The 22,718-nt window shown below is 74.2% G+C and carries 18 protein-coding genes and 3 tRNA genes; 15 read left to right on the top strand and 6 right to left on the bottom strand.

Features of this window, described 5'->3' with window-relative positions; genetic code table 11:
* Positions 1-21 precede the first annotated feature (21 nt).
* Positions 22-1,638 (bottom strand): pyridoxal phosphate-dependent decarboxylase family protein, encoded by a 1,617-nt coding sequence (locus FB00_RS12395; protein ID WP_082141259.1) that lies wholly within the window; start codon positions 1,636-1,638, stop codon positions 22-24.
* Entirely contained in the window at positions 1,604-3,055 is a 1,452-nt protein-coding gene (locus tag FB00_RS12390; protein ID WP_047233226.1) for an MFS transporter, read from the bottom strand. Before FB00_RS12390 ends, FB00_RS12395 begins: the two co-directional genes overlap by 35 nt.
* A gap of 131 nt (positions 3,056-3,186) precedes the next feature.
* Between FB00_RS12390 and trxA the strand changes: the two genes are divergently transcribed.
* Complete coding sequence (gene trxA, locus FB00_RS12385) at positions 3,187-3,570, top strand: thioredoxin (protein WP_047233225.1); 384 nt, start codon at positions 3,187-3,189, stop codon at positions 3,568-3,570.
* A 276-nt stretch (positions 3,571-3,846) separates the two neighbouring features.
* Positions 3,847-4,224: a VOC family protein gene (locus FB00_RS12380; protein ID WP_047233224.1), complete on the top strand. Its 378-nt coding sequence runs from the start codon at positions 3,847-3,849 to the stop codon at positions 4,222-4,224.
* 16 nt (positions 4,225-4,240) lie between these two features.
* Here the strand turns inward: FB00_RS12380 and FB00_RS12375 are convergent.
* Both FB00_RS12375 and bcp read right to left on the bottom strand, forming a co-directional pair.
* Positions 4,241-4,322, bottom strand: a tRNA-Leu gene (locus tag FB00_RS12375).
* 99 nt (positions 4,323-4,421) lie between these two features.
* Positions 4,422-4,898, bottom strand: a complete 477-nt coding sequence (gene bcp / locus FB00_RS12370; RefSeq protein WP_047233223.1) for a thioredoxin-dependent thiol peroxidase — start codon at positions 4,896-4,898, stop codon at positions 4,422-4,424.
* 158 nt (positions 4,899-5,056) lie between these two features.
* Here bcp and FB00_RS12365 point away from each other — a divergent pair, with 158 nt between their 5' ends.
* From FB00_RS12365 to FB00_RS21150, 4 genes are all read left to right on the top strand, one after another.
* Entirely contained in the window at positions 5,057-5,353 is a 297-nt protein-coding gene (locus FB00_RS12365; RefSeq protein WP_047233222.1) for a GroES family chaperonin, read from the top strand.
* Positions 5,354-5,469: 116 nt separating this feature from the next.
* Positions 5,470-5,545, top strand: a tRNA-Lys gene (locus FB00_RS12360).
* A gap of 124 nt (positions 5,546-5,669) precedes the next feature.
* Positions 5,670-5,742, top strand: a tRNA-Lys gene (locus tag FB00_RS12355).
* A 275-nt stretch (positions 5,743-6,017) separates the two neighbouring features.
* Positions 6,018-9,824, top strand: a complete 3,807-nt coding sequence (locus FB00_RS21150; RefSeq protein ID WP_156186392.1) for a metallophosphoesterase — start codon at positions 6,018-6,020, stop codon at positions 9,822-9,824.
* 142 nt (positions 9,825-9,966) lie between these two features.
* On the opposite strand, the gene FB00_RS12345 is transcribed toward FB00_RS21150, so the two are convergent.
* Positions 9,967-10,728, bottom strand: coding sequence for an SDR family NAD(P)-dependent oxidoreductase (locus FB00_RS12345; protein WP_047233221.1), 762 nt, complete (start codon positions 10,726-10,728; stop codon positions 9,967-9,969).
* Between the two features lie 311 nt (positions 10,729-11,039).
* Here FB00_RS12345 and FB00_RS12340 point away from each other — a divergent pair, with 311 nt between their 5' ends.
* From FB00_RS12340 to FB00_RS12300, 9 genes are all read left to right on the top strand, one after another.
* Entirely contained in the window at positions 11,040-12,350 is a 1,311-nt protein-coding gene (locus FB00_RS12340) for a TrpB-like pyridoxal phosphate-dependent enzyme (protein WP_047233220.1), read from the top strand.
* A gap of 61 nt (positions 12,351-12,411) precedes the next feature.
* A complete protein-coding gene (gene trmB, locus FB00_RS12335; protein WP_231581828.1) occupies positions 12,412-13,248 on the top strand; it encodes a tRNA (guanosine(46)-N7)-methyltransferase TrmB in 837 nt (278 codons plus the stop codon).
* 185 nt (positions 13,249-13,433) lie between these two features.
* Positions 13,434-13,784 carry a DUF485 domain-containing protein gene (locus FB00_RS12330; RefSeq protein WP_047233219.1) on the top strand — a complete coding sequence of 117 codons (351 nt, stop codon included), beginning with the start codon at positions 13,434-13,436 and terminating at the stop codon, positions 13,782-13,784.
* A complete protein-coding gene (locus FB00_RS12325) occupies positions 13,781-15,427 on the top strand; it encodes a cation acetate symporter (protein WP_047233218.1) in 1,647 nt (548 codons plus the stop codon). Before FB00_RS12330 ends, FB00_RS12325 begins: the two co-directional genes overlap by 4 nt.
* Positions 15,428-15,597: 170 nt before the next feature.
* Positions 15,598-16,164 carry an AAA family ATPase gene (locus FB00_RS12320; RefSeq protein ID WP_047233217.1) on the top strand — a complete coding sequence of 189 codons (567 nt, stop codon included), beginning with the start codon at positions 15,598-15,600 and terminating at the stop codon, positions 16,162-16,164.
* An 89-nt stretch (positions 16,165-16,253) separates the two neighbouring features.
* Positions 16,254-17,834 (top strand): dihydrolipoyl dehydrogenase family protein, encoded by a 1,581-nt coding sequence (locus tag FB00_RS12315; RefSeq protein ID WP_047233216.1) that lies wholly within the window; start codon positions 16,254-16,256, stop codon positions 17,832-17,834.
* A gap of 99 nt (positions 17,835-17,933) precedes the next feature.
* Positions 17,934-18,857 carry an ATP-grasp domain-containing protein gene (locus FB00_RS12310; RefSeq protein WP_047233215.1) on the top strand — a complete coding sequence of 308 codons (924 nt, stop codon included), beginning with the start codon at positions 17,934-17,936 and terminating at the stop codon, positions 18,855-18,857.
* A 144-nt stretch (positions 18,858-19,001) separates the two neighbouring features.
* The gene (locus FB00_RS12305) at positions 19,002-20,354 is read left to right on the top strand and encodes an O-acetylhomoserine aminocarboxypropyltransferase/cysteine synthase family protein (RefSeq protein WP_047233214.1); all 1,353 of its coding nucleotides are present in this window, start codon (positions 19,002-19,004) and stop codon (positions 20,352-20,354) included.
* A complete protein-coding gene (locus tag FB00_RS12300; RefSeq protein WP_047233213.1) occupies positions 20,351-21,667 on the top strand; it encodes an LLM class flavin-dependent oxidoreductase in 1,317 nt (438 codons plus the stop codon). The genes FB00_RS12305 and FB00_RS12300 overlap by 4 nt, the downstream gene beginning before the upstream one ends.
* An 86-nt stretch (positions 21,668-21,753) precedes the next feature.
* On the opposite strand, the gene FB00_RS12295 is transcribed toward FB00_RS12300, so the two are convergent.
* Positions 21,754-22,674 (bottom strand): ABC transporter substrate-binding protein, encoded by a 921-nt coding sequence (locus FB00_RS12295; protein ID WP_047233212.1) that lies wholly within the window; start codon positions 22,672-22,674, stop codon positions 21,754-21,756.
* Positions 22,675-22,718: the final 44 nt, after the last annotated feature.

The following is a 22,718-nucleotide window of genomic DNA, read 5'->3' as shown; positions in this document are numbered from 1 at the left end:
GGTGCGACGGGGCGAGTCCGCTCACGGCGCGCCGGGCTCGGAGGGCGGCTCGGCGACCCGCGCGACGATCTCGACGAGGGCGCGCTCCGCGACGGGCGCCGGCAGCACCTCCATGACCGCCATGAGTGGTGCGAGCCGGTCGGGCAGGACGGAGCGGCTCGTGCCGCGGCGCTCCCCGTCGTCCGCGGCGAGCGCCGCGAGCAGCGCCCCCCAGACGGCGTCCGCGGTGGGCTCCGCCCGGGCGTCGCCCGGCGCCGCGGTGAAGGCCCCGGCGAGGGCGCCGAGGACGGCGCTCACGTCCGGGCGTGGCTCGCCGCGCACGACGTCGGCGCCCTGGACGAGCGCCGCCACGAGGTCGTCGAGGCCGGCCTCCGTCACCGGGGTGACCGTGAGGTGGGTCGTGTGCGGCAGGTGAGTGCCGTCGTCCTGCGCGAGCCCCGGCTGCGGCTGGAGGACCCACCCGAGCGACCGGACGGCGTCGGCCCAGTGGTGCGGGTCGACCTGCCGCGCGGCCGGGACGGACTCGTCGCAGGCCACCGCGACCAGCGGACCGGTCGGGTGGCCGACGACGCGCAGCCCGTCGATCCCGTCGATCGCCTCGCGCAGGGCCCGGGTCGCCCGCACGCAGCGCGCGGTGAGGGCCGTGTACCCGGCCGTGCCGAGGGCCTGGCTCACCGCCCACGCCGCCGCGAGCGGGGCCGCCGAGCGCGAGCCCGACGTCGTCGGGTTGACCACCGGATAGCCGGGCCAGCCCGTCGTCGCGAAGAACTGGCGGCGCTGGCGGTCGCGGCCGCGGACGAGCAGGACCGACGTGCCCTTGGGCGCGTAGCCGTACTTGTGCACGTCGGCTGAGATGCTCGTCACGCCGGGCACCGAGAAGTCGAAGGCCGGCACCGGCTCGCCGCCCGCGCCCTCCCAGAACGGCAGGACCCACCCGCCGACGCACGCGTCCACGTGCAGCGGCACGCCGCGCGCGGAGGCGGCGGCGGCGACCTCGGCGACCGGGTCGACGACGCCGTGCGGGTACGACGGTGCGGACACGACGACCAGCGCGACCTCCGGGCCGTCGAGCTCCGCGACGAGGTCGGCGGCCGCGAGGGTCCCGGTCGCGGGGTCGACCGGCACGAGCGTGAGGTCGACGTCGAGGTACTGCGCGGCCTTGCGGAACGCCGCGTGCACGCTCACCGGCGCGACGACGCGGGGGCGTACGCCGGGCCGGGCCGCGCGCGCGGCGTCGCGGGCGATCTTCACCGCGAGCAGGCAGCTCTCGGTGCCACCGGAGGTCACCGAGCCCACGACCGCGTCCGGCCCCGCGACGGGTCCGCGGAGCATGCCCCGGGCGAACGCGACGAGCTCGGACTCCATGACGGCGACCGACGTGAAGGTCGTCGGGTCCAGGCCGTTGACGGGCTGGACCGCGCGCGCGGCGGCGGCGGCGAGCTCGTCGAGCTCGGCGAGGCCCGGGTCGTAGACGTAGGACAGGACGCGGCCCCCGTGCGTCGGGGCGTCGGCGGCGCGGAGCGCGGCGAGCCGGTCGAGGATCCCGTCCGTGCGCAGGTGGACCTCGCCCGTCGGCGCCCCGCCCGGGCGCTCCGAGGACGGGTCAGTCGCGGGCTCGGTCGGTGGAGGCGTGGTCACGCGGCAGCTCCGGTGCTGTGTCGTCGATGTCCCCCTTGCGCAGACCGTACCGTACGAGCGGTACGAGGCTCGCCAGCACGAGGACCGCGGGAACGACCGAGAACGCCAGGGCGATGCCGTCGACGGCGGCGTCCGGCTGCGCGACGGTCTCGCCGGCGCGCGTCGACACGTAGCCCGTGACCCCGAGGACGAGCGAGAGCACGGCGGCGCCGAGCGCCATGCCCGTGGTCTCGCCCGCGGTCCAGACGCCGCTGAACGCCCCGCCGCGGCCCTCGCCGTGCGTGCGTGCGTCGTGGGCGATGACGTCCGGGAGCATCGCGAGCGGGAGCGCCTGCATGCCCGCGTAGGCGATCCCGGCGAGCGCCGTCGGGACGTACACCCAGGCGCCGGGGGACCACAGGAGCGGGACCATGCCCAGCGCGGCGACGGCGAAGAGCACCGTGGCGACGACGAACCCGCGCTCCTTCCCGTCGCGGCGCGCGAGCCGCGTCCACAGCGGCATGCAGAGCAGGGCGGGCGCGATGAGTGCGGCGAAGAGGTAGCTCACCGCGGCCTCGTCGTGCAGCACGTACCGCGCGACGTACGCCGCCCCCGCGAGCATGAGGCCGGTGGCGACAGCCTGGAGGAAGAACGCGGCGAGCAGCGTGCGGAACGGCCGCGAGCGGCGCAGCGCGTCGAACGCCTCGCGGACCGCGAGGGTCCACGCGCGCGAGGCGGACGTCGAGGCGGCGGGGGCGAGCGGCGTCGTGCCCGCGACCGGCGCCGAGCCACCCGTGGCGCCCGAGCGGCCGGACCGGGGGGCGACGCGGGTGGCGACGAGCATGCCCGCGCCGATGACCACGCCGGACACGACGCCCATGACGAGGTAGCCCGAGGTCGAGTCGCCGCCCCCGCGCAGCGCGGGCCCACCGGCGCCGAACAGCAGGATGGCGAAGGCGAGCGCCGCGACGCGCCACGCGAGCAGCCGTGTGCGCCCGTCGTAGGTGGGGTCGAGCTCGGCCGGCAGGGCGATGTAGGGGACCTGGAAGAGGGAGAACGACGTCGCGGCGAGGAGGAACGCGACGAGCACCCAGATCGCTGCGGCGGTCGGCCCAGCCGCGGCGGGGACGGCGAAGGTCAGCGCGAAGAACACGGGCAGCGTGAGGGCGCCGATCGTCATGAAGCGCCGGCGCGAGCCGGTGCGGGCCAGGTCGCGGTCGGAGCCGTACCCGATGAACGGGTCGATGACGACGTCCCAGACCTTCGCCCCGGTCACGATGAGCCCCGCGACGGCGGCAGGGACCGCGAGCGCGTCGGTCAGGTACACGAGCAGCACGAGGCCGGGCAGGGTGCCGAAGCCCCCGGTGCCGACGGAGCCGGCGGCGTAGCCGGCGATCGTCGCGCGCGAGAGCCGAGGGGAGGCGGTGGCGTTCGTCACAGGGGCAGCGTAGAGGCTGGTCGGGCGCGGGGCGGGGCCGGCGCGTGCCGCGGTCGAGGCGCGAGGGGAATACGTGGGCGAAGATCGTTGCTCTACGAGGCAGACACCCCCACGTCCCAGGAGGATCATCCATGGCCACGCAGACGCTCACCGAGTCCACCTTCGAGCAGACGATCACGGAGAACGACATCGTCCTCGTCGACTTCTGGGCCGACTGGTGCGGACCGTGCAAGATGTTCGCCCCCGTGTTCGAGGCGTCGTCGGAGGAGAACCCGGACGTGGTGCACGGCAAGATCGACACCGAGGCGGAGCGTGGTCTGGCCGCCGCCGCGAACATCACGTCGATCCCGACGCTCATGGCCTTCCGCGAGGGCATCCTCGTCTTCTCCCAGCCGGGCGCGCTCCCCGCTCCCGCGCTCAAGCAGGTCGTGGACGCCGTGAAGGGCCTCGACATGGAGGACGTCCGTCGCCAGATCGCCGCGGCGAACGACGGCACCCCGGCGCAGGACGCCTGACCCGCCTGCGCGCACGCGAACGGCCCGGCACCTCGAGGTGCCGGGCCGTTCGCGTCTCGGTCAGAGGCCGTCGTGCGCGCGCAGGATGCGCCTCGACGGAAGAAGCCGGTGCCCGCACCGGCAGGGGGCAATGGTGCGGGCACCGGCTCTGACCCCAGGCTAGCCGTACAACTGGACGAGCGTCCAGTTGTCGGCCGGGTGAATCCCCGTCGCAGGGCCTCGGCGGTCTGCGAAGCGGTGCTGTCGCGGCGCGCCTCGGGGTCCTAGGGTGCGGGCATGACGACGAACGGCTCGCCTCTCACCAACCGCGTCGGCCAGGTCTTCGTCCCCGTCCGGGACATGGTCGCAGCGGTCACGTGGTACCGCGCGCTGCTCGGTCTGCCCGACGAGGGGCGGACGGCGCACGACGGGACGATCCACGACCTCCCGGCACTCGGAGAGGTCGGCCTCGCACTGGACGGCACGGTCGCCGACTTCACGGCCGACGGGCCGCCGCGGTTCTTCTGGTGGGTCGACGACCTCGTCGCCGTGCGAGCGCACCTCGACACCCTCGGCGTCGAGGTGGTCGGGGACGTGCAGGACATCGGTAGCGTCTCGTTCCTGCAGTTCCGGGACCCCGACGGCAACCTGCTCATGGCCTGCGCCCGGAACTGACGCGACCACGTGACGGTGCGCGAGGCGGGACTCGAACCCGCACGTCCGAGGACACCAGGACCTAAACCTGGCGCGGCTGCCAGTTACGCCACTCGCGCGCGGGGGTCATTCTACGGCGCGAGCGCTGCGTCCCCGGTCGGTCGATGCGTCCGGGGACGCCGCGCTCGTGCGGGGACGCAGCGCTCGCGCCGCGGCGACTACTTGGGGTCGATGCCCAGGTCGCGGCGCAGCTTGGCGACGTGGCCCGTCGCCTTGACGTTGTACTGGGCGAGCTCGACCTTGCCCTCCGGGTCGACGACGACCGTCGAGCGGATGACGCCCACGACCGTCTTCCCGTAGAGCTTCTTCTCGCCCCACGCGCCGTAGGCCTCGAGGACCACCTTGTCGACGTCGGAGACGAGCGGGAACGTGAGGTGCTCGGCCTCGACGAACGCCGCGATCTTGTCCACGGGGTCGGGGGAGACGCCGACGACCGAGTACCCCGCGCCCTGGAGCGAGGCGAGGCTGTCGCGGAAGTCGCACGCCTCGGTCGTGCAGCCGGGGGTGCCGGCGGCCGGGTAGAAGTAGACGACGACGTGCTTGCCGCGCAGGTCGGAGAGCGTGACGGTGCTGCCGTCGGCGGCGGGCAGGGTGAAGTCGGGAGCGGTGTCGCCGACGGTGAGGCGCGTGGACATGGATCTCCTTCGGTCCGGCCAGGGTGTGGGTTCGAGCGTAGGTGAGGTGTCGTGGCACCGGTAGCGTTGTGGCTGTGAGCAAGACGACGTCCGCCCCCTCTACGTCCTCGACCCGCCCGTCCTCGGCCCGGCCGGCGGCCCGTGACCTGCCGATCCGGATGCTGCACGACCGGCTCCTCGTCGACCCGGAGGTCGACGCGAGCGAGCGCCAGAGCTCGGCGGGCCTCGTCATCCCCGCGACGGCTGTCGGCCCCAAGCGTCTGGCGTGGGCCGTCGTCGTCGCCGCTGGTGAGCACGTGCGCCAGGTGGCGGTGGGCGACCGCGTCCTGTTCGACCCGGACGACCGCGCGGAGGTCGAGCTCGGGGGGCGGGACCTCGTGCTGCTGCGGGAGCGCGACGTGCACGCGGTCTCCCAGGAGCTCGAGGAGGACGGCCCGACCGGCCTGTACCTCTGAACCGTCCCGCGGGGTCGTCGTCGGACGGGGCGCCCGGGCGCTGTCGCCGACGTCACACGGGAGCGGGCGGAACGGATTTTCCCGGCGCGCCCCCGGCTGCTAGTGTTTTCTCTCGCGCGCCATTAGCTCAATTGGCAGAGCAGCTGACTCTTAATCAGCGGGTTCGGGGTTCGAGTCCCTGATGGCGCACCACCACCGATCGGGCCGTCCGCATGGCGGGCGGCCTGAGCCGTGCCGGTCGAGGGACCGGGGCGGCGGCGGGAGCGGAACTCCTCGTGCAGGACGACCCGCGGCCGCTGGTAGTGTTCCCTCTCGCGCGCCATTAGCTCAATTGGCAGAGCAGCTGACTCTTAATCAGCGGGTTCGGGGTTCGAGTCCCTGATGGCGCACCCTTCCTGACCAGGCCGTCCACCCTCCGGGTGGGCGGCCTGCGTCGTCCCGGACCCGCCGTGCCCGTGCCGCCGTCGTCGCGCGCCTCCGCCGGGCGTCCTGTCGTCCACCCCGTCACCGTGTCGGGCACCGGACCGTCTCCCGTCGTTCGGACCGCGTTCGTCCCGTCTCGTCCGAGAGTTCACCCGTGCCCGGAATGGTCCGGTACGGGTGCGCCCGCCGCGGACGTCGGACCGGTCGTGCCTTCGCCTGTCGACGACGAAAGGACACACCGATGCGCACGCCTGTGCACACGCCCCGCACCCGGAGAAGACGCCGAGGGCTCGCCGCCGTGGTCGGCGCGAGCCTCGCCGTGGGGACCGCGCTCCCCGTGACGGCTGCCGTGGCCGCCGACCGCGCGCCGACGCAGCGCGCCGCCGCGACGGCGGAGGAGCCGAGCGGGACGCCGGTGCTCCACCCCACCCCCGGGACGTACCTGGACGGCACGGTGATCGTCACCGCGCAGCCCGTCCTGGCCGGCGACCCGGTCCGCGAGCTGGCCGTCGACGGCCGGCCGCTCGCGGGCGCCACGGCGACCCCCGCCACGTCGCGTCTCCTGTTCGACGTCGGCAGCAACTCGATCGAGAAGCGCTACGGCAGCTACGTGCTCGTCAACGGCACGCGACTCGACCTCGACCGCGACATGGTCTCCGAGCGTGTGGCGCTCGACGTGCCGAACGACCTGCTCGTGCAGGGGGAGAACGCGGTGCGGTTCGTCGTGGGCGCCGTCCCCACGTCGTGCGGCTCGAACTACGACGACTTCGACCTCACCGAGGTCTCGCTCGAGCTGCTCGGCGAGGTCGCCGACGGCTCCGGCAACCGTTTCACCTACCAGTTCGGCGACGGCTCGTGCGGGACGAACACGTCCCGCGTCCTGACGGCCGACCTGACGTTCACGGTCGCCCAGGACCCGGCCGCGACGACCGGCCTCGCGGCGGAGCTCGACACGACGACGCTCGAGAACGGGGCGCACACCCTCACGGCCACGACCGCGTCGGGCCAGACCGCGACGAGCGGCGTCACCGTGAACAACTCCGCGCCCGGCGCGCCGGCCCTGACCCCGGCGGACGGCGAGCTCCTGAACGGCACGCGGACCGTCCTCGCGATCCCGCCCGCCGGCGGCGACGCCCCGACGGGGATCGAGGTCGACGGCGCGCCCCTCACGACGACCGCGACCCTCGGCGCCGGCTCGTCGCAGTTCGTCTTCACCGTGGGCTCGAACTCGATCGAGGCCCGCTACGCGAACCACCTGCTCGTCAACGGCCAGCGCATCGACCTCGTCGACCGCGACTACGTGAGCGAGACCGTGCGCGTCGACGTGCCCAACGCGTACCTGGCCGCAGGGCGCAACACCGTCCGGTTCGTCACCGGGACCTACCCGACCGCGTGCGGCGACAACCGGGACGACTTCGCGATCTCGGGCATCGGCCTCGTGCCGAGCCACGGCACCGCGACCCCGGTCGACGTCGCGTCGTCGTACTCGCTCGGCGACGGCGACTGCGGATCGAGCGCGACCAAGCCGCGCGAGGCCGTCCTCACGTTCGATGTCGTCCCCGCCGCCGACGCCCCCGCGCCGGGCCTGCGTGCGGAGCTCGACACCGTCGCCCTCGCCGACGGCGAGCACGTCCTGTCCTCCTCGACCGAGGCGGGTGCGACGGCTCGGCGCACGGTCACGACGGACAACACGGGCCCCGCCGTCGCGTCGAGCACGCCGGCCGCCGGGGCGGAGCTCGCCACGGCGACCAGCCTCGCGGTCGAGCTCACGGACGCCTCGGGCGTGCTCGAGGGCCCGGCCGTCACGCTCGACGGGGAGGTCGTCGAGGCGGGCGCGCTCGTCGGCCCGGGCCTCGAGCCCGGGGCGCACGCGCTCGTCGTCACGGCGACGGACGTGCTCGGCAACGCGAGCACGCACGAGATCGCCTTCACGAGCCTCGGGGTCCCCGACGTCCCGACCGACCTCGCTCCTGCGACCGGGACGACCGGGGTCGAGGGCTCCGTCGAGCTCGGGGCGCGCGTGAGCGCCCCCGGCGGCGGCGACGTCACGGCGACGTTCGCACGCGCCGACGTGCGCGCGCCCGTCGCCGCGGCGCAGGGCGAGACCGCCGCGGTGCCCACGGACGTGCTGCACGTCGAGGGCGAGAGCCCGGCCGACGTCGACGCGCTCGTCCCGGGCGACGGCGCGACGCTCGACGCGGCGCCCGCCGCCGACGTCGCGTTCCAGCGCTTCGAGATCCCGGCGGAGGGCGACGTGGCCGGGCAGACCGTCCGGTGGGACGGCGTGATCGACCCGCAGCGCCTCGCGACGCTCCACGTCTGGGACGGCGCGGCCTGGGAGCCGCTCGTCTCCGCGCGCGGTGCCGTCGAGGGGCCGACGAGCCTCACGGCCACGCTGTCCGCGCGGCACGCGACGCAGGGTACGGTGCACGTCCTCGTCACCGGCACCGACCCGTTCGCCGACGACATCGACGACGGCGTCGGCACCGAGGAGCCGACGTCGTTCGCGGACCGCGACGCGTACGACTTCTCGATGGTCCACTTCACGGACACGCAGTACCTGTCCGAGGGGGCCGTCGAGCAGGAGACCGCCGAGGAGCGCGCGGTCTGGGCGAAGACCTACACCGACCTCGTGCAGTGGGTCGTCGACAACGCCGACGAGCGCGGCATCGAGTACGTCGCGCACACGGGCGACATCGTCGAGAACTACACGCGCACGCCGGCCGACGACGCGATGGCGGCCCAGGTCCGCGGCGAGTACGAGTTCTCGTCGTCCGCCCAGCGCCTGCTCGACGACGCGGGCATCCCCAACGGCGTCCTGGCGGGCAACCACGACAACCTCACGGGCGCCGACAACGGTCCCGGCGCGCTCTACAACGCGTACTACGGCCCCGACCGGTACGAGGCGCTGTCGGCCGGGTGGCAGGACGCGTCCTACGGCGGCCCGTGGCGCGAGGGCGACAACCAGAACCACTACGACCTGTTCACGGCCGGCGGCCTGGACTTCGTCGCGGTGTACCTCTCCTACGGCGTGACCGACGAGGAGGCCGCCTGGGCCGACGGCGTGCTGGAGCAGTTCGCCGACCGCAACGCGATCCTCCTCGCGCACGACTACCTCGCGCCGAGCACCAACCCCGACGGCCGTGGGGCCCCCTTCTCCACGCCGGACGGGCGGCTGCTGTACTCGAAGGTCGTCGAGCCGAACCCGAACGTCTTCCTCGTGCTCTCCGGCCACGAGCACGGCGTGGGGATCAACGTGAAGCGCGACGTCGGCACGCCGGGCAACGGGGTCGTCGAGCTGCTCGCGGACTACCAGTTCTACGAGGTCACCGCGGAGGAGGCCGGCCTCACCGAGATCGGCGGCTACGCGCCCGACCAGGGCCTGCGGCTCGGGTCGAGCTACCTGCGCCTGCTCCAGTTCGACGTCGACCGTTCCGAGCTCGTCGTCGACACGTACTCGCCGTGGCTCGAGAACTTCGGCGCCACGGAGTACGACGACCGCAAGCGCTACAACGGGCTCGAGGACGACTTCACGGTGCCGGTCGACCTCACGACCCGCACGACCACCCTCGTGACGGACGCCGTGGCGCTCTACGCCCCGGCCGAGGAGATCGGGAGCGTCGCCGTCCCGTCGGGCGAGGTCGCGCGCGTGACCTGGGACGGTCTCGACGCCGGGGCCCTGCACGCGTGGGTCGTCACGGCGACGAGCGCGGGCGGTGGCACGGCCGTGTCGCCGGTCACCACGTTCACGACGGCCCCCGCCCAGGACGGCCTCGTCGTCTCGACGACGGCGCGCAGCCAGTGCATGACGGGCGCGGCGTACGTCGCGGTCCGCGCGACCAACGCCGACACCGTGCCGGTCGACGTCACGCTGAGCACGCCGTACGGCGAGCGCACGGTCACGGCCGTGCAGCCCGGCGCGTCGGCGTACCAGGCGTTCGCGGTCCGCTCGACGCAGGTCGCCGCGGGCAGCGCGCACGTGGCCGCGAGCGGCGCGGGCCGCGCGTTCGCGAGCGACGTCGCGTTCGACGCGCTCGCGTGCGGCTGAGCCGCTCCTGACGCGGTGACGCCGTTCCGCGGCGCTCGCCACGGCACGCGCTGCGGGAGATGAGGGCGGCCCCCGGACCCGACGGTCCGGGGGCCGCTCCGCCGTGCCGCGCGGCGGGCGCGTCGAGGTCGGCGCGCCGAGGTCAGACGGCGGCCCAGCCGCCGTCGCTGTGCAGCACGGCGCCGGAGACGTTGGCCGAGTCGTCCGAGAGCAGCCACGTGATCGCCGCGGCGAGCTCGTCGGCGCTCGCGGCGGGCGGGACGGTCGTCGCCATGACCGGGCCGAGCCGCTCGCCGGCGAGCTGCGAGCGGAAGGGCGCCTCGATGCTCGTCGCGACGGCGCCGGGCGCGACGACGTTCGCCCGCACGCCCCGCGGGGTGTAGAAGAACGCCGTGCTCTTCGTGAAGCCGACGATCGCGTGCTTCGACGTCGCGTAGGCGGTGCCGGAGGCCGACGCGCGCGACCCCGCCTCGGACCCGACGTTGACGATCGACCCCTTCCCGGCGTCGAGCATGAGCGGCAGGACCGCGCGTGTGAGCCGCATGACGGCCGTGACGTTGACGGCCAGGACGAGGTCCCAGGTCGAGTCGTCGACCTCGGCGCTCGGCAGGAAGCCGTCCATGATCCCGGCGACGTTGGCGAGCGCGTCCACCCGGCCGTCCGCGGCGGCGACCACCGCGTCGACCGTGGTCTGCGCGCTCACGTCTCCCGCGACCGTCACGAGGGCGTCCGTGCCGACGTCCGCGACGAGCTTCTCCAGGCGGTCCTCCCGGACGTCCGTCGCGACGACGCGCGCGCCCTCCGCGAGCAGCCGCTCGACCGTCGCGCGCCCGATGCCGGCGCCCGCGCCGGTGACGATCGCGGTGCGGCCCTCGAACCGGCCGGGAACGTGGTTGCTGACCATGACGGCTCCTTCCGTCCGCGCCGGCACTGCCGTCGTCCGGCGTCCTGGTCCCATCCCATCTCCCGGGCCCTCGCGCGCGCGAGAGCCGATCGTCCCTCGGCCGGTGCCGGTGGTCCCTGCCGGCGGTGTCCCGACCGCGCACGCCGGGGTAGGGTCGGCCTCGTGACGCACCCGTCCGTGACCCTCTGGTGGCCGGCCGCCTGACGGCCGGTGACCTCGACCGGCCGTGCCCCGACGACGTGGGCGGCCTCGGCGGACCCCGGAGCACACGTCGTCGGCCCAGCGGCCGTACCTGAGCTGGAGCCCCCAGAATGACGACACAGCAGTCTCCCGTCCCCGTCCGGTCTCTCGAGCCGACCGGCGCCGAGGTGCCCTCGACCGTCCCGACGCACTGGTACAACCTCGCCGCGGACCTGCCCGAGCCCGTGCCGCCGCACCTGCACCCCGGCACGCGCGAGCCCCTCACGCCCGACGACCTCGCGCCGCTGTTCCCGCTCGCGCTCGTCCAGCAGGAGGTGACGACCGAGCGCTACGTCGAGATCCCGCAGACGATCCGGGAGATCTACGCGCTGTGGCGGCCGTCTCCGCTCGTGCGCGCGCGACGCCTCGAGCGGGCCCTGGGCACCCCGGCCCGGATCTACTACAAGTACGAGGGCGTGAGCCCGGTCGGCTCGCACAAGCCGAACACCGCGGTCGCGCAGGCGTACTACAACGCGCTCGAGGGCACGACGAAGCTCACGACCGAGACGGGCGCGGGCCAGTGGGGCGCCTCGCTGTCGTTCGCGGGCGCGCTCCTCGGGCTCGACGTCGAGGTGTGGCAGGTGCGTGCGTCCTACGACTCCAAGCCGTACCGCCGTGCGCAGATGGAGGTCTACGGCGGGATCTGCCACCCGTCGCCGTCGGACCTCACCGAGGCCGGGCGCGCGATGCTCGCCGCCGACCCGGAGACGACCGGGTCGCTCGGCATGGCGATCAGCGAGGCCGTGGAGACCGCGGCCAAGGACCCCGCGGCGCACTACGCGCTGGGGAGCGTGCTCAACCACGTCATGCTGCACCAGAGCGTCATCGGCCAGGAGGCGCTCGTCCAGCTCGACGAGGCGGGCGAGGGCGCGCCCGACGTGGTGTTCGGGTGCGCGGGCGGCGGGTCCAACCTCGCGGGCCTGACGTTCCCGTTCCTGGGTCGCAACCTGCGCGAGGGCACGACGACGCGGCTCGTCGCGTGCGAGCCCGCCGCGTGCCCGTCGCTGACCCAGGGCGAGTACCGCTACGACTTCGGTGACGTCGCGGGCCTCACACCGCTGCTCAAGATGCACACGCTCGGCAAGGACTTCGTCCCCCCGGCGATCCACGCGGGCGGGCTGCGCTACCACGGCATGTCGCCGATGGTGTCGCACGCGGTGAACCTCGGGCTCATGGACGCGATCGCCGTCGACCAGGACGAGGCGTTCACCGCCGGGACGCTCTTCGCGCGCAGCGAGGGCATCATCCCGGCGCCCGAGTCGACGCACGCCGTCGCGGCCGCGGTCGCGCACGCGCGCGCGGCGACCGAGCCCGAGGTGATCGTCCTCGGGCTGTCGGGCAACGGCGTCCTCGACCTGCCGGCATACGCGTCGTACGTCTGACGGACGCCGCAGGGCGCCTCGCGCGGTACGCCCTCGCGCGAGGCGCCCGTACCCTGGTGCGGTGCCCGAACCGATCCCCGAGACCCTCGACGCCCACCTGACCGGCGCGCCGCGCGCGACGCCCGGCGACGACGCGGCCGACCTCTCGGACGACGTCGCCCGTCCGCGCTACCGGACCCAGCCCGTGTCGTTCGTGCGGCGCAGCGGGCGCCTGGCACCGCGTCAGCAGCGGGCGTGGGACGCGTACGGCGACCGCTACGTCGTCGACGTGCCGCGTGACGTGGCGCGGACGTCGGTGGACCCGGCGTACGTGCTCGACGTCGTGGGCGCCTTCGGCCGCGGCGGACGCCTCGTCGTGGAGATCGGCTCGGGCCAGGGCGAGGCCGTGGTCGCCGCGGCCGAGCGCGATCCGGGCACCGACTTCCTCGCCGTCGAGGTCTACACCCCGGGCCTCGCGCAGACCGTGCTGCGCGCGTCCCAGCGCGACCTGACGAACGTGCGCCTGGTCCAGGCGAACGCGGCCGAGCTGCTGGCCACGACGCTGCCCGCAGGGAGCGTCGACGAGCTGTGGGTGTTCTTCCCCGACCCCTGGCACAAGTCACGCCACCACAAGCGCCGCCTCGTGACGCCGTCGTTCGCGGCGCTCGCCGAGCGCGTGCTGCGGGCCCCCGGGGAGGACGACGACGGCCGGCCCGGTGGCAGGCTCCGGCTCGCCACCGACTGGGCCGAGTACGCGGAGCAGATGATCGACGTGCTCGACGCCGCGCCCGGGCTGCGCAACGTCCACGGCCCGCGCGGCGTGGCGCCGCGCTTCGAGGGCCGCGTGCTCACCGGGTTCGAGCGCAAGGGCGAGAACGCCGGCCGCGCCATCACCGACCTGGAGTACGTGCGCGTCTGACGCGTCGAGGGCCGGCGGCCGACCGACCGCGCCCGGTTCTTGCGGACAGAAGTGATCTACGGCACATTGTGCCGGGGGCGGAACGTCGCCCCGGGCACGCAGCGTCGCGTGCGGTCGCGTCGACAGGTGGCCGTCTGCGGGTGCGGGCTCTGTGTCAGTCCACGGAATGAGCCAACGGAGGCGTCATGACCGACGTGACGGCCGGCCCCGGAACGGGGCCCGCCGAAGAGACCGACTACCAGCGCGTGCAACGCTCGCCCGAGTTCCAGGACCTGCGCAGACGCTTCCGGAACTTCGTGTTCCCGATGACCGCGCTGTTCCTCGTGTGGTACTTCGTCTACGTCCTGCTGGCGAACTACGCGCACGACTTCATGAGCATCCGGGTGTGGGGGAACATCACGGTCGGGCTGCTCTTCGGCCTCGGCCAGTTCGTGTCCACGTTCGCGATCACCATGATCTACGCGCGCTGGGCCAACAAGCGCTTCGACGCCGCGGCCGACGAGCTGCGCCGGGAGATCGAGGAGGACGAGCTGTGAGCGCTCACCTCCTGGCCGCGGAGGCCACCGACGTCGGGAACCCGGTCGTCAACGTCGCGATCTTCGGCGTCTTCGTCGCCGTGACGCTCGTCATCGTGCTGCGCGCGTCGCGGCAGAACAAGTCCGCCGCGGACTACTACGCGGGCGGGCGCTCGTTCACCGGCCCGCAGAACGGCACCGCCATCGCGGGCGACTACCTCTCCGCGGCGAGCTTCCTCGGGATCTGCGGCGCCATCGCGATCAACGGGTACGACGGCTTCCTCTACTCGATCGGGTTCCTCGTCGCGTGGCTCGTCGCGCTGCTGCTCGTCGCCGAGCTGCTGCGCAACACCGGGAAGTTCACGATGGCCGACGTGCTGTCGTTCCGGCTCAAGCAGCGCCCCGTGCGCATGGCGGCCGCCCTCGCGACCCTGGCCGTCGTGTTCTTCTACCTGCTCGCCCAGATGGCGGGGGCCGGCGGGCTCGTGGCCCTCCTGCTCGGCGTCTCCTCGACGGCGGGGCAGAGCGTCGTCGTCGCGGTCGTGGGCGCGCTCATGATCCTCTACGTGCTGGTCGGCGGCATGAAGGGCACCACGTGGGTGCAGATCATCAAGGCCGTGCTGCTCATCGCGGGCGCCGCCGTCATGACGGTCTGGGTGCTCGCCAAGTTCGGCTTCAACCTCTCCGACCTGCTCCAGGGTGCGATCGACAAGGCGGGCGCCGGCGGCGAGGCGCTCATCGAGCCGGGCAAGCAGTACGGCGCGACGGGCACGACCAAGCTCGACTTCCTCTCGCTCGCCCTGGCCCTCGTGCTCGGCACGGCCGGGCTGCCGCACGTGCTCATGCGCTTCTACACCGTGCCCTCGGCCAAGGAGGCCCGTCGCTCGGTCGTCTGGGCGATCTGGCTCATCGGCATCTTCTACCTGTTCACGCTCGTGCTGGGGTACGGCGCCGGGGCGCTCGTGGGACCGGAGACGATCAGCGCCGCACCAGGCGGAGTGAACTCGGCGGCGCCGCTGCTCGCGTTCGCGCTCGGCGGGGAGATCCTGCTCGGCTTCATCTCCGCCGTCGCGTTCGCGACGATCCTCGCCGTCGTGGCGGGACTGACGATCACCGCGGCGGCGAGCTTCGCGCACGACATCTACGCGAACGTCATCAAGCGGGGCGAGGTGAAGCCCGACGGCGAGGTCAAGGTCGCGCGCATCACCGTCGTCGTCATCGGGATCCTCGCGATCCTCGGCGGCATCTTCGCCCAGGGCCAGAACGTGGCGTTCCTCGTGGCGCTCGCGTTCGCGGTCGCCGCGAGCGCGAACCTCCCGACGATCCTCTACTCGCTGTTCTGGAAGCGGTTCAACACGTCCGGGGCGCTGTGGAGCATGTACGGCGGGCTCGTCTCGTGCGTCGTGCTCATCGCGTTCTCGCCGGTCGTGTCCGGCAAGGTCGACCCGGTCACCGGCGCGAGCCTGTCGATGATCAAGAACACCGACATCGACTTCGCGATCTTCCCGCTGAGCAACCCCGGCATCGTCTCCATCCCGCTCGCGTTCCTGCTGGGGATCCTCGGGACGCTGCTCAGCAAGGAGAAGCCGCACCCGGAGAAGTTCGCCGAGATGGAGGTCCGCTCGCTCACGGGCGCGGGGGCCGAGAAGGCGGTCACGCACTAGCGGGACGCTCCTCCGCTCCCCACGAGGACACCCCCCGGTCCGGTCGGACCGGGGGTGTCCGCGCGTCCGGTGGTCCGGTCGACGCGCGCGCTGCCGCCCTCGCCGCGCCGACGACTCCTCGCGCCGCAATCCCGTCGCCGTGGGCACGGCCGGCGACGTACGGTCGCGCCATGACCTCTCCGACCCCGCCCGACGCGGTCGCTCCCGCGGCGACCCCGGCGCCCGTCCTCGTGGTCACGGGGGCGATGGCCTCGGGCAAGTCGACCGTCGCCGAGGCGCTCGCGCGGACGTTCCCGCTGGCGGCGCACGTGCGCGGCGACCTGTTCCGGCGGTTCGTCGTGAGCGGTCAGGCGTCGATGGCGCCGCCCCTGTCGCCCGCGGCCCGCGCCCAGCTCGACCTGCGACAGCGGCTCGCGGCCCAGGCCGCGGACACGTACGCCGCGGCCGGCGTGGTCGCCGTCGTCCAGGACATCCTCCTGGGGCCCGACCTGGAGCGGTTCACGGCGCGCGTGCGCACCCGCCCGTGCTACGCCGTCGTGCTCGCGCCCGACGCCGCGACGCTCGCCGCGCGCGACGCGGCCCGGCACAAGCAGGCGTACGGGGAGTGGACGCCGGGCGAGTTCGCGGCCGCGGCGCGGGAGACCCCCGGCGGCCTGCACCTCGACACGACCGGGTGGACCGTCGCCGAGACCGTCCGGCAGGTCCTCGACCGGCTCGACGAGGCGCGCGTCGCCTGAGCCCGCCGACGAGCCCGCCGACGAGCCCGCCGACGAGCCCGCCGACGTCCCGCTGAGCGCCGACCGCGTCACCGCGTGAGGATGGGCCCATGACGAGCGACCCGCAGCAGCCGACCGCGCCCGACGACACCTACGACGTGATCGTGATCGGCGGCGGACCCGTCGGGGAGAACGCCGCCGACCGCGCCGGGCGCACGGGCCTGAGCGTCGCGCTCGTCGAGGCCGAGCTGGTCGGCGGCGAGTGCTCGTACTGGGCGTGCATCCCCTCGAAGACGCTCCTGCGTCCCGGCGCGGCGCGCGCCGAGGCGCGGGGCGTCCCCGGGGTGGGCGTCGACGACGCGCTCGACGTCCCCGCCGTCCTCGCGCGCCGCGACGCGATGGTGGCGGACTGGGACGACGGTGGTCAGGTCTCGTGGGTCGAGGGCGCCGGGATCACGCTCGTGCGCGGCCTGGGCCGGATCGTCGGGCCGCGCCTCGTCGAGGTCGTCGCCGAGGAGCCCGACGCCGACCCGGACGGGCTCCCGCGGACGCGACGGCTCGCGGCCCGGCACGCGGTGATCGTGGCGACGGGGAGCGTCCCCGTGCTCCCGGACGTGCCCGGCCTCGTCGACGCGAACCCCTGGACGAGCCGCGAGGCGACGGCGGTGGAGGACGTGCCGGAGTCGCTCGTGATCGTGGGCGGGGGAGTGGTCGCGACCGAGATGGCCGTCGCGTTCACCGACCTCGGGTCCCGCGTCACCGTGCTGTCGCGCGGTGGCCTGCTCGGCCGGACCGAGCCGTGGGCGGGCGAGATGGTGGCTGCCTCCCTCCGCGAGCTCGGCGTGGACGTGCGCCTCGGCGTGGGCACCGAGTCGGTCGAGGCGCTGCCCGACGGCGGGGCGCGCCTCACGCTGTCGGCCGTCGGGTCGCGGCGGGGCGCGGGCGGCGCCGGCAAGGCACCGGACCTGTCGCCCGTGACCGCGGAGCGGGTGCTCGTCGCGACCGGTCGTGTCCCGCGGACCCAGGACCTCGGCGTCGACGCCGTCGGGCTCGTCCCGGGGCGCGCGCTCGACGTCGACGACACGATGCTCGTCCGAGGGGTGGGGCCGGACGGCGTCGGGGGGTCCGGCGGCTGGCTGTACGCCGCGGGCGACGTCACCGGGCGGGTCGCGACGACCCACCAGGGCAAGTACCAGGGCCGGGTCGTGGGCGACGTCGTCGCGGCCCGCTTCGGCGACGCGGACGCCGACGGCGCGCCGACCGCCGGGGAGCAGGCGCCCGCCGTCGGGTCCGCGCCCGAGCCGTGGTCGCGGTTCGCGGCGACGGCCGACGGCGTCGCGTCCCCGCAGGTCGTCTTCACGCGCCCCGAGGTCGCGGCCGTCGGGCACACCGAGGCGTCCGCCCGCGAGGCCGGGATCGACGTGCGGGTCGTGCGGTACGACCTCGCGAACGTCTCCGGCGCCGCGGTGCGCGCCGAGGACTACGCCGGCAGCGCCCAGCTCGTCGTCGACGCCGCGCGCGAGGTCGTGGTGGGCGCCACCTTCGTCGGCCCCGATGCGGCGGAGATGCTGCACGCCGCGACGATCGCCGTCGTGGGCGAGGTCCCGCTGCGGCGCCTGTGGCACGCGGTGCCGTCGTACCCGACGGTGAGCGAGGTCTGGCTGCGCTTCCTCGAGGAGTACGGGCTGTAGCGCGCGACGTCACGGGCGGCGAGGGCGCGTCGCCCAGGCCGAGCGGGTCACAGGGGGCCGGGGCGCCCGCGCGACGGTCCCGTCCCCTAGGCTCGGGGCGTGACGACCGAGACCTCCGCCCCGCGCGTCGCCCTCGCGACGTGCTCCGTCCTGCCGCACCTGGACCCCGACGACGCGCCGCTCGTGCGCGCGCTCGACGCCCGCGGCGTCGCCGCGCAGCCCGCCGTCTGGGACGACCCGGACGTCGACTGGGGCGCGTTCGACGCCGTCGTCGTGCGCTCGACGTGGGACTACTCGGCCCGGCGCGACGAGTTCGTCGCGTGGGCGACGCGCGTCCCGCGCATCCTCAACGCGGAGGCCGTGCTGCGCTGGAACACCGACAAGGGCTACCTGCGCGAGCTGGAGGGCGCGGGGATCCCCGTCATCCCGACGCTGTGGCTCGACCCGGCGCGCAACCTGTCCTCGCGCGCGATCCACACGCGGCTGCCCGCCCAGGGCGACTTCGTCATCAAGCCGGTCGTCAGCGCGGGGGCCAAGGACACCGGCCGGTACCAGGCCGGCGAGGCGCACTCGCGCGGGCTCGCGATCCAGCACGCGAAGAACCTGCTGGTCTCGGGCCGGGAGGTCATGGTGCAGCCGTACGTGACGAGCGTCGACACCGCGGGCGAGACGGGCCTCGTCTTCGTCGACGGCGAGTTCTCCCACGCCGTGCGCAAGAACGCGCTCCTCACCGGCCCGCACCGCCCGACCCGCGGCCTCTACCAGCAGGAGGAGATGAGCCCGTTCACCGCGACCGAGGAGCAGCTCGACGTCTCGCGCCGCGCGCTCGCGGCGGCGGCCGACGCGGTCGGCGGCGGGGACGTGGCGAGCTTCCTGTACGCGCGCGTCGACGTCGTGACGGGCAACGACGGCGGCGTCGTCGTCATCGAGCTCGAGCTCACCGAGCCGTCCCTGTTCCTCGCCCTCGCGCCGGGATCGCTCGACCGGTTCGCCGACGCGATCGCCGCGCGCGTCGCCGCCTGACGCCGCTCACGCCGCACCGGCGCGGAGACGTCGGCCGAGCCGTTCACATCGTCTCGTGCGGTGAGAAGGTCGCGGCTCGGGGGTGGCGTCAGGCGCGACCGACCGTACGGTGTCGCCCCGTCCCGCGACACCGAGAGGCCGACCATGCTGCCGATCCGCACCGAGGTGCCGACCCCCGTGGTCGGCACCGGCTCCGCGCGGGGTTTCACCACGCGCCAGGTCCACGCGGGCGACGCCGCGTGCGGTCCCGGCGGCGTGCGCCCGCGCGCGACGCCCGTCTTCCTCACGGCGGGGTTCCGGTTCGACGACTTCGAGCAGGCGGGGGCGCACTTCGGCACGGGCGAGGGGTACGCGTACACCCGCCACGGCAACCCGACGACGGACGCCGCCGAACGCAAGGTGGCGGACCTCGAGGGAGGCGCGGAGGCGCTGCTCGTGGCGAGCGGGCAGGCTGCGGTCACGGTGGCGGTGCTCGCCCTCGTCGCCGCGGGGCAGCGCGTCCTGTCCGCGACGAGCGTCTACGAGGGGACGCGCGGGCTGTTCATGGAGAACCTGCCCCGACTGGGGATCGAGACCGACTTCGTCGAGGACGCCAACGACCCCGACGAGTGGGCCCGGCGGATCACGCCCGACACGCGCGTGCTGTTCTGCGAGTCGGTTCCCAACCCCCGCAACGACCTGGTCGACCTCGCCGCCGTCGCGCGCGTCGCGCACGCTCACGGGCTGCCGCTGGTCGTCGACAACACGCTCGCCACGCCGTACCTGCTGCGCCCGATCGAGCACGGGGCGGACGTCGTCGTGCACTCGGCGAGCAAGTTCCTCGCCGGGCAGGGCGCGGTGCTCGGCGGGGTCGTGGTCGATGCCGGGACGTTCGACGCCGGACGGTCGGGCGCGCTGTTCCCGCACCTCGTGGAGCGGACTCGACTCGGCGGTCCCGGCTACGTCGAGCGCTTCGGGGGGAGCGCCCGCATCGCCTACGCGCGCGAGGTCGTGGCGCCGCGGCTCGGGCCGACACCGTCGCCGTTCACGGCGTTCCTCGTCGCGCAGGGGGTCGAGACGCTCTCGTTGCGCGTGGCACGGCAGAGCGCCGTCGCGCTCGAGGTGGCCGAGTGGCTCGCCGGACGTCCCGAGGTGCTCTCGGTCGACTACTCGGGACTCCCGTCGAGCCCGTCGCACGACCTCGCGCGGCGCTACCTGCCCGACGGCCAGGGGTCGGTCTTCTCCTTCACGCTGCGCGACGGGGAGCATGCCGCGCGGCACGTGGTCGAGAGCGTGCGCCTCTTCACGCACATGACGCACCTGGGAGACGTGCGCTCGTTGGTCCTGCACCCCGCGAGCACGAGCCACGTGCTGCGCTCGCCGGAGGAGCAGGCGGCCGCGGGCATCTGGCCGGGCACGCTGCGCGTCTCGATCGGGATCGAGGACCCGCTGGACCTGGTCGCCGACCTCGAGCAGGCCCTGGCGACCTTCCCGGCCGCTCCGGGGAGGGTGTCGTGAGCCGCCCGCAGCACCTGGGGTGGTTCCTCGCGCGCGGCTTCGGACCCCACGGCTGGGGCCATCCGTACCTCGACTGGGGCTACCGCTGGACGTCTCCCGACCTCTACCAGCAGTCCGCCCGCGAGCTCGACCAGGCCGGGCTCGACCTCCTGGTCATCGAGGACGCGCCGTCGCTCGGCTCGGCCGCGACGATCGACCTGCGCGTGCGGCACGCGTTCGGCGGGCCCAAGCTGGACCCGCTGCTGCTCGCGCCCTACCTCTTCCAGGCGACGCGGCACCTCGGCGTCGTGCCGACCGTCAACCCCGCCGCGGTCGGCCCGTACACGGCGGCGCGCCAGCTCGCGACGCTCCAGCACCTCAGCGGCCACCGGCTCGGGCTCAACGTCGTGACCGACACGGGCTCCGCCCGGCACTTCGGGGACGGAGCGCCCCTCGGCCACGACGCCGCGTACGACCGAGCGGAGGAGTGGCTCGACGGCGTGCGATCGCTCTGGCGGAGCTGGGACGAGGGCGCGCTCGTCGCGGACCCGGCCAGCGGCCGGTACGCCGACGGGAGCCGGATGGACGCGGTCCGCCACCGTGGCGAGCACTACGCGTTCGACGGTCCCCTCAACTTCGTGCCCTTCACCGACGGCGAGCCGGTCGTCGTGTCGCCGGGCGGCTCGGGCCGAGGACTCGCCTTCGCGGGTACGCGGTCCGACGTGCAGCTCGCGCTCCCGCCGCTGGACGTCGAGAGCGTGCGCGCGTACCGGGGACGGGTCCACGCGGCCGCGGTGGCGGCCGGGCGCTCGCCCTCCGACGTGAAGATCCTCTTCGCGGTCCAGCCGGTGCTGGTGTCGAGCCGGGAGGAGGCCGACCGGCTCGTCGCCGCGTCGGCCCACCCGGACGACGGCACCCTCCGCCGGGTCGCGGAGCGTCAGTCGAGCGATCTCGAGACCGACCTGACGACGCTCGACCTCGACCGGCCGCTCGACCTCGGGGTCTTCGGCGACCACGTCTCGCACGGGAGCATCGCGCGTCTGGTCGGGACGCACGACGTCGCCACGACGCCGCTGCGCACGCTGCTCGGCGCGCAGGCGCGGCTCGGGCGGCTGTCGGACCGCAGCGGGTTCGTCGGCACGGCCGACGAGCTCGCCGACGTGTTCGAGGAGCTCGGTGACGACGCGGACAACGACGGGTTCCTGCTGTGGGGCGACCTGCACCCGGTCACCGTGCACCGCACGCTCGACGAGCTCGTCCCGGTCCTGCGCCGCCGCGGCATCCTCCGCACCGATCGCGGCGCGTCGCTCCGGGAGAACCTCGCAGCGTTCTGACCCGCGGTCGTCACCGCCCACGAGAGCGGCCCGGGAGCCGACGAGACCGTCGACCCCGGGCCGCGCTCCGGAGAGTCCGATCCTCGTCAGGCCAGGCCGTTCTCCGACAGCCAGTCCGCCGCGATGTCCTCGGGCGAGCGCTGGTCCTCCGTGGACTGCACGTTCAGGGCGACGAGGCCCTCGGGCGTGAGCGCCGCGCTGACGGGGTTGATGACGTCCGCGATCTCGTCGGCGATGTCCGCGTTGACGAGCGGCACGACGTTCGAGGCGAGGAACAGGCTCTCCGGGTCCTCGAGCGTCACGAGCTTCTCGGTCTGGATGCGCGGGTCGGCGCTGAACACGTTCGCGACGTTCACCGTGCCGGCGACGAGGTCCTGCACGGTCGTGTCGCCCGTCGCGACGAACGACACGTCGACGCCGTACACGTCCTTGAGGCCCTGCGGGCCGTAGGGGCGCTGCTCGAGCTCCGCGGGCCCGCCGAGCGTGAGCGGCACGTCGAGGCCCGCGAGGTCGGCGATGCTCGTGAGGTCGTGCTCCGTGGCGAACGCCTCGGTCACGTTGTACGAGTCCTGGTCGGTCGCGCTCGACTGGTCGAGGACGGTGAGCCCGTCGGGCAGGGCCTCCTGCAGCGCGGCGTACACGTCGTCGGGGGACGTCGCCGTGGTCTCCGGGTCGAAGAACTGGAGCAGGTTGCCCGTGTACTCCGGGAAGAGCTGCACCTCGCCGCTCTCGAGCGCCGGCATGTAGGCGTCGCGCTGGCCGATCGAGAAGTTCCGCTCGACCGTGAAGCCCTCGGCCTCGAGCGCCTGGGCGTAGATCTCGGCGATGATCTCGTTCGAGTAGTACGCCTGGGAGCCGACGACGATGGTGTCGGACGCCGCGCTCCCACCGTCGGAAGTCCCGGTGTCGGCGTCGAGCGGGTCGGACCCGCCGCCGCAGGCGGTGAGAGCGAGGACGGCGGTCGCCGCGGCGGCGACGAGGGCGGCGGTGCGTCGGGTGGTGCGCATGTGTCTGCCTTTCTGAGGGCCGTCCCGGGGACCGGGAGGGAGTG

The organism is Cellulosimicrobium funkei, from assembly GCF_001019615.1.
Taxonomy (GTDB): Bacteria; Actinomycetota; Actinomycetes; order Actinomycetales; family Cellulomonadaceae; genus Cellulosimicrobium; species Cellulosimicrobium cellulans_E.
Note: the sequence above shows the minus strand (reverse complement) of the source record. Positions and strands in the feature narration are given on the sequence as shown.

Coding starts and splice junctions, on each gene's coding strand:
- trxA (WP_047233225.1), top strand. CDS start 3,187: ATGGCCACGCAGACGCTCACCGAGTCCACCTTCGAGCAGACGATCACG.
- FB00_RS21150 (WP_156186392.1), top strand. CDS start 6,018: ATGCGCACGCCTGTGCACACGCCCCGCACCCGGAGAAGACGCCGAGGG.
- FB00_RS12320 (WP_047233217.1), top strand. CDS start 15,598: ATGACCTCTCCGACCCCGCCCGACGCGGTCGCTCCCGCGGCGACCCCG.
- FB00_RS12345 (WP_047233221.1), bottom strand. CDS start 10,728: ATGGTCAGCAACCACGTTCCCGGCCGGTTCGAGGGCCGCACCGCGATC.
- FB00_RS12295 (WP_047233212.1), bottom strand. CDS start 22,674: ATGCGCACCACCCGACGCACCGCCGCCCTCGTCGCCGCCGCGGCGACC.
- FB00_RS12315 (WP_047233216.1), top strand. CDS start 16,254: ATGACGAGCGACCCGCAGCAGCCGACCGCGCCCGACGACACCTACGAC.
- FB00_RS12305 (WP_047233214.1), top strand. CDS start 19,002: ATGCTGCCGATCCGCACCGAGGTGCCGACCCCCGTGGTCGGCACCGGC.
- bcp (WP_047233223.1), bottom strand. CDS start 4,898: ATGTCCACGCGCCTCACCGTCGGCGACACCGCTCCCGACTTCACCCTG.
- FB00_RS12330 (WP_047233219.1), top strand. CDS start 13,434: ATGACCGACGTGACGGCCGGCCCCGGAACGGGGCCCGCCGAAGAGACC.
- FB00_RS12380 (WP_047233224.1), top strand. CDS start 3,847: ATGACGACGAACGGCTCGCCTCTCACCAACCGCGTCGGCCAGGTCTTC.
- FB00_RS12340 (WP_047233220.1), top strand. CDS start 11,040: ATGACGACACAGCAGTCTCCCGTCCCCGTCCGGTCTCTCGAGCCGACC.
- FB00_RS12365 (WP_047233222.1), top strand. CDS start 5,057: ATGCTGCACGACCGGCTCCTCGTCGACCCGGAGGTCGACGCGAGCGAG.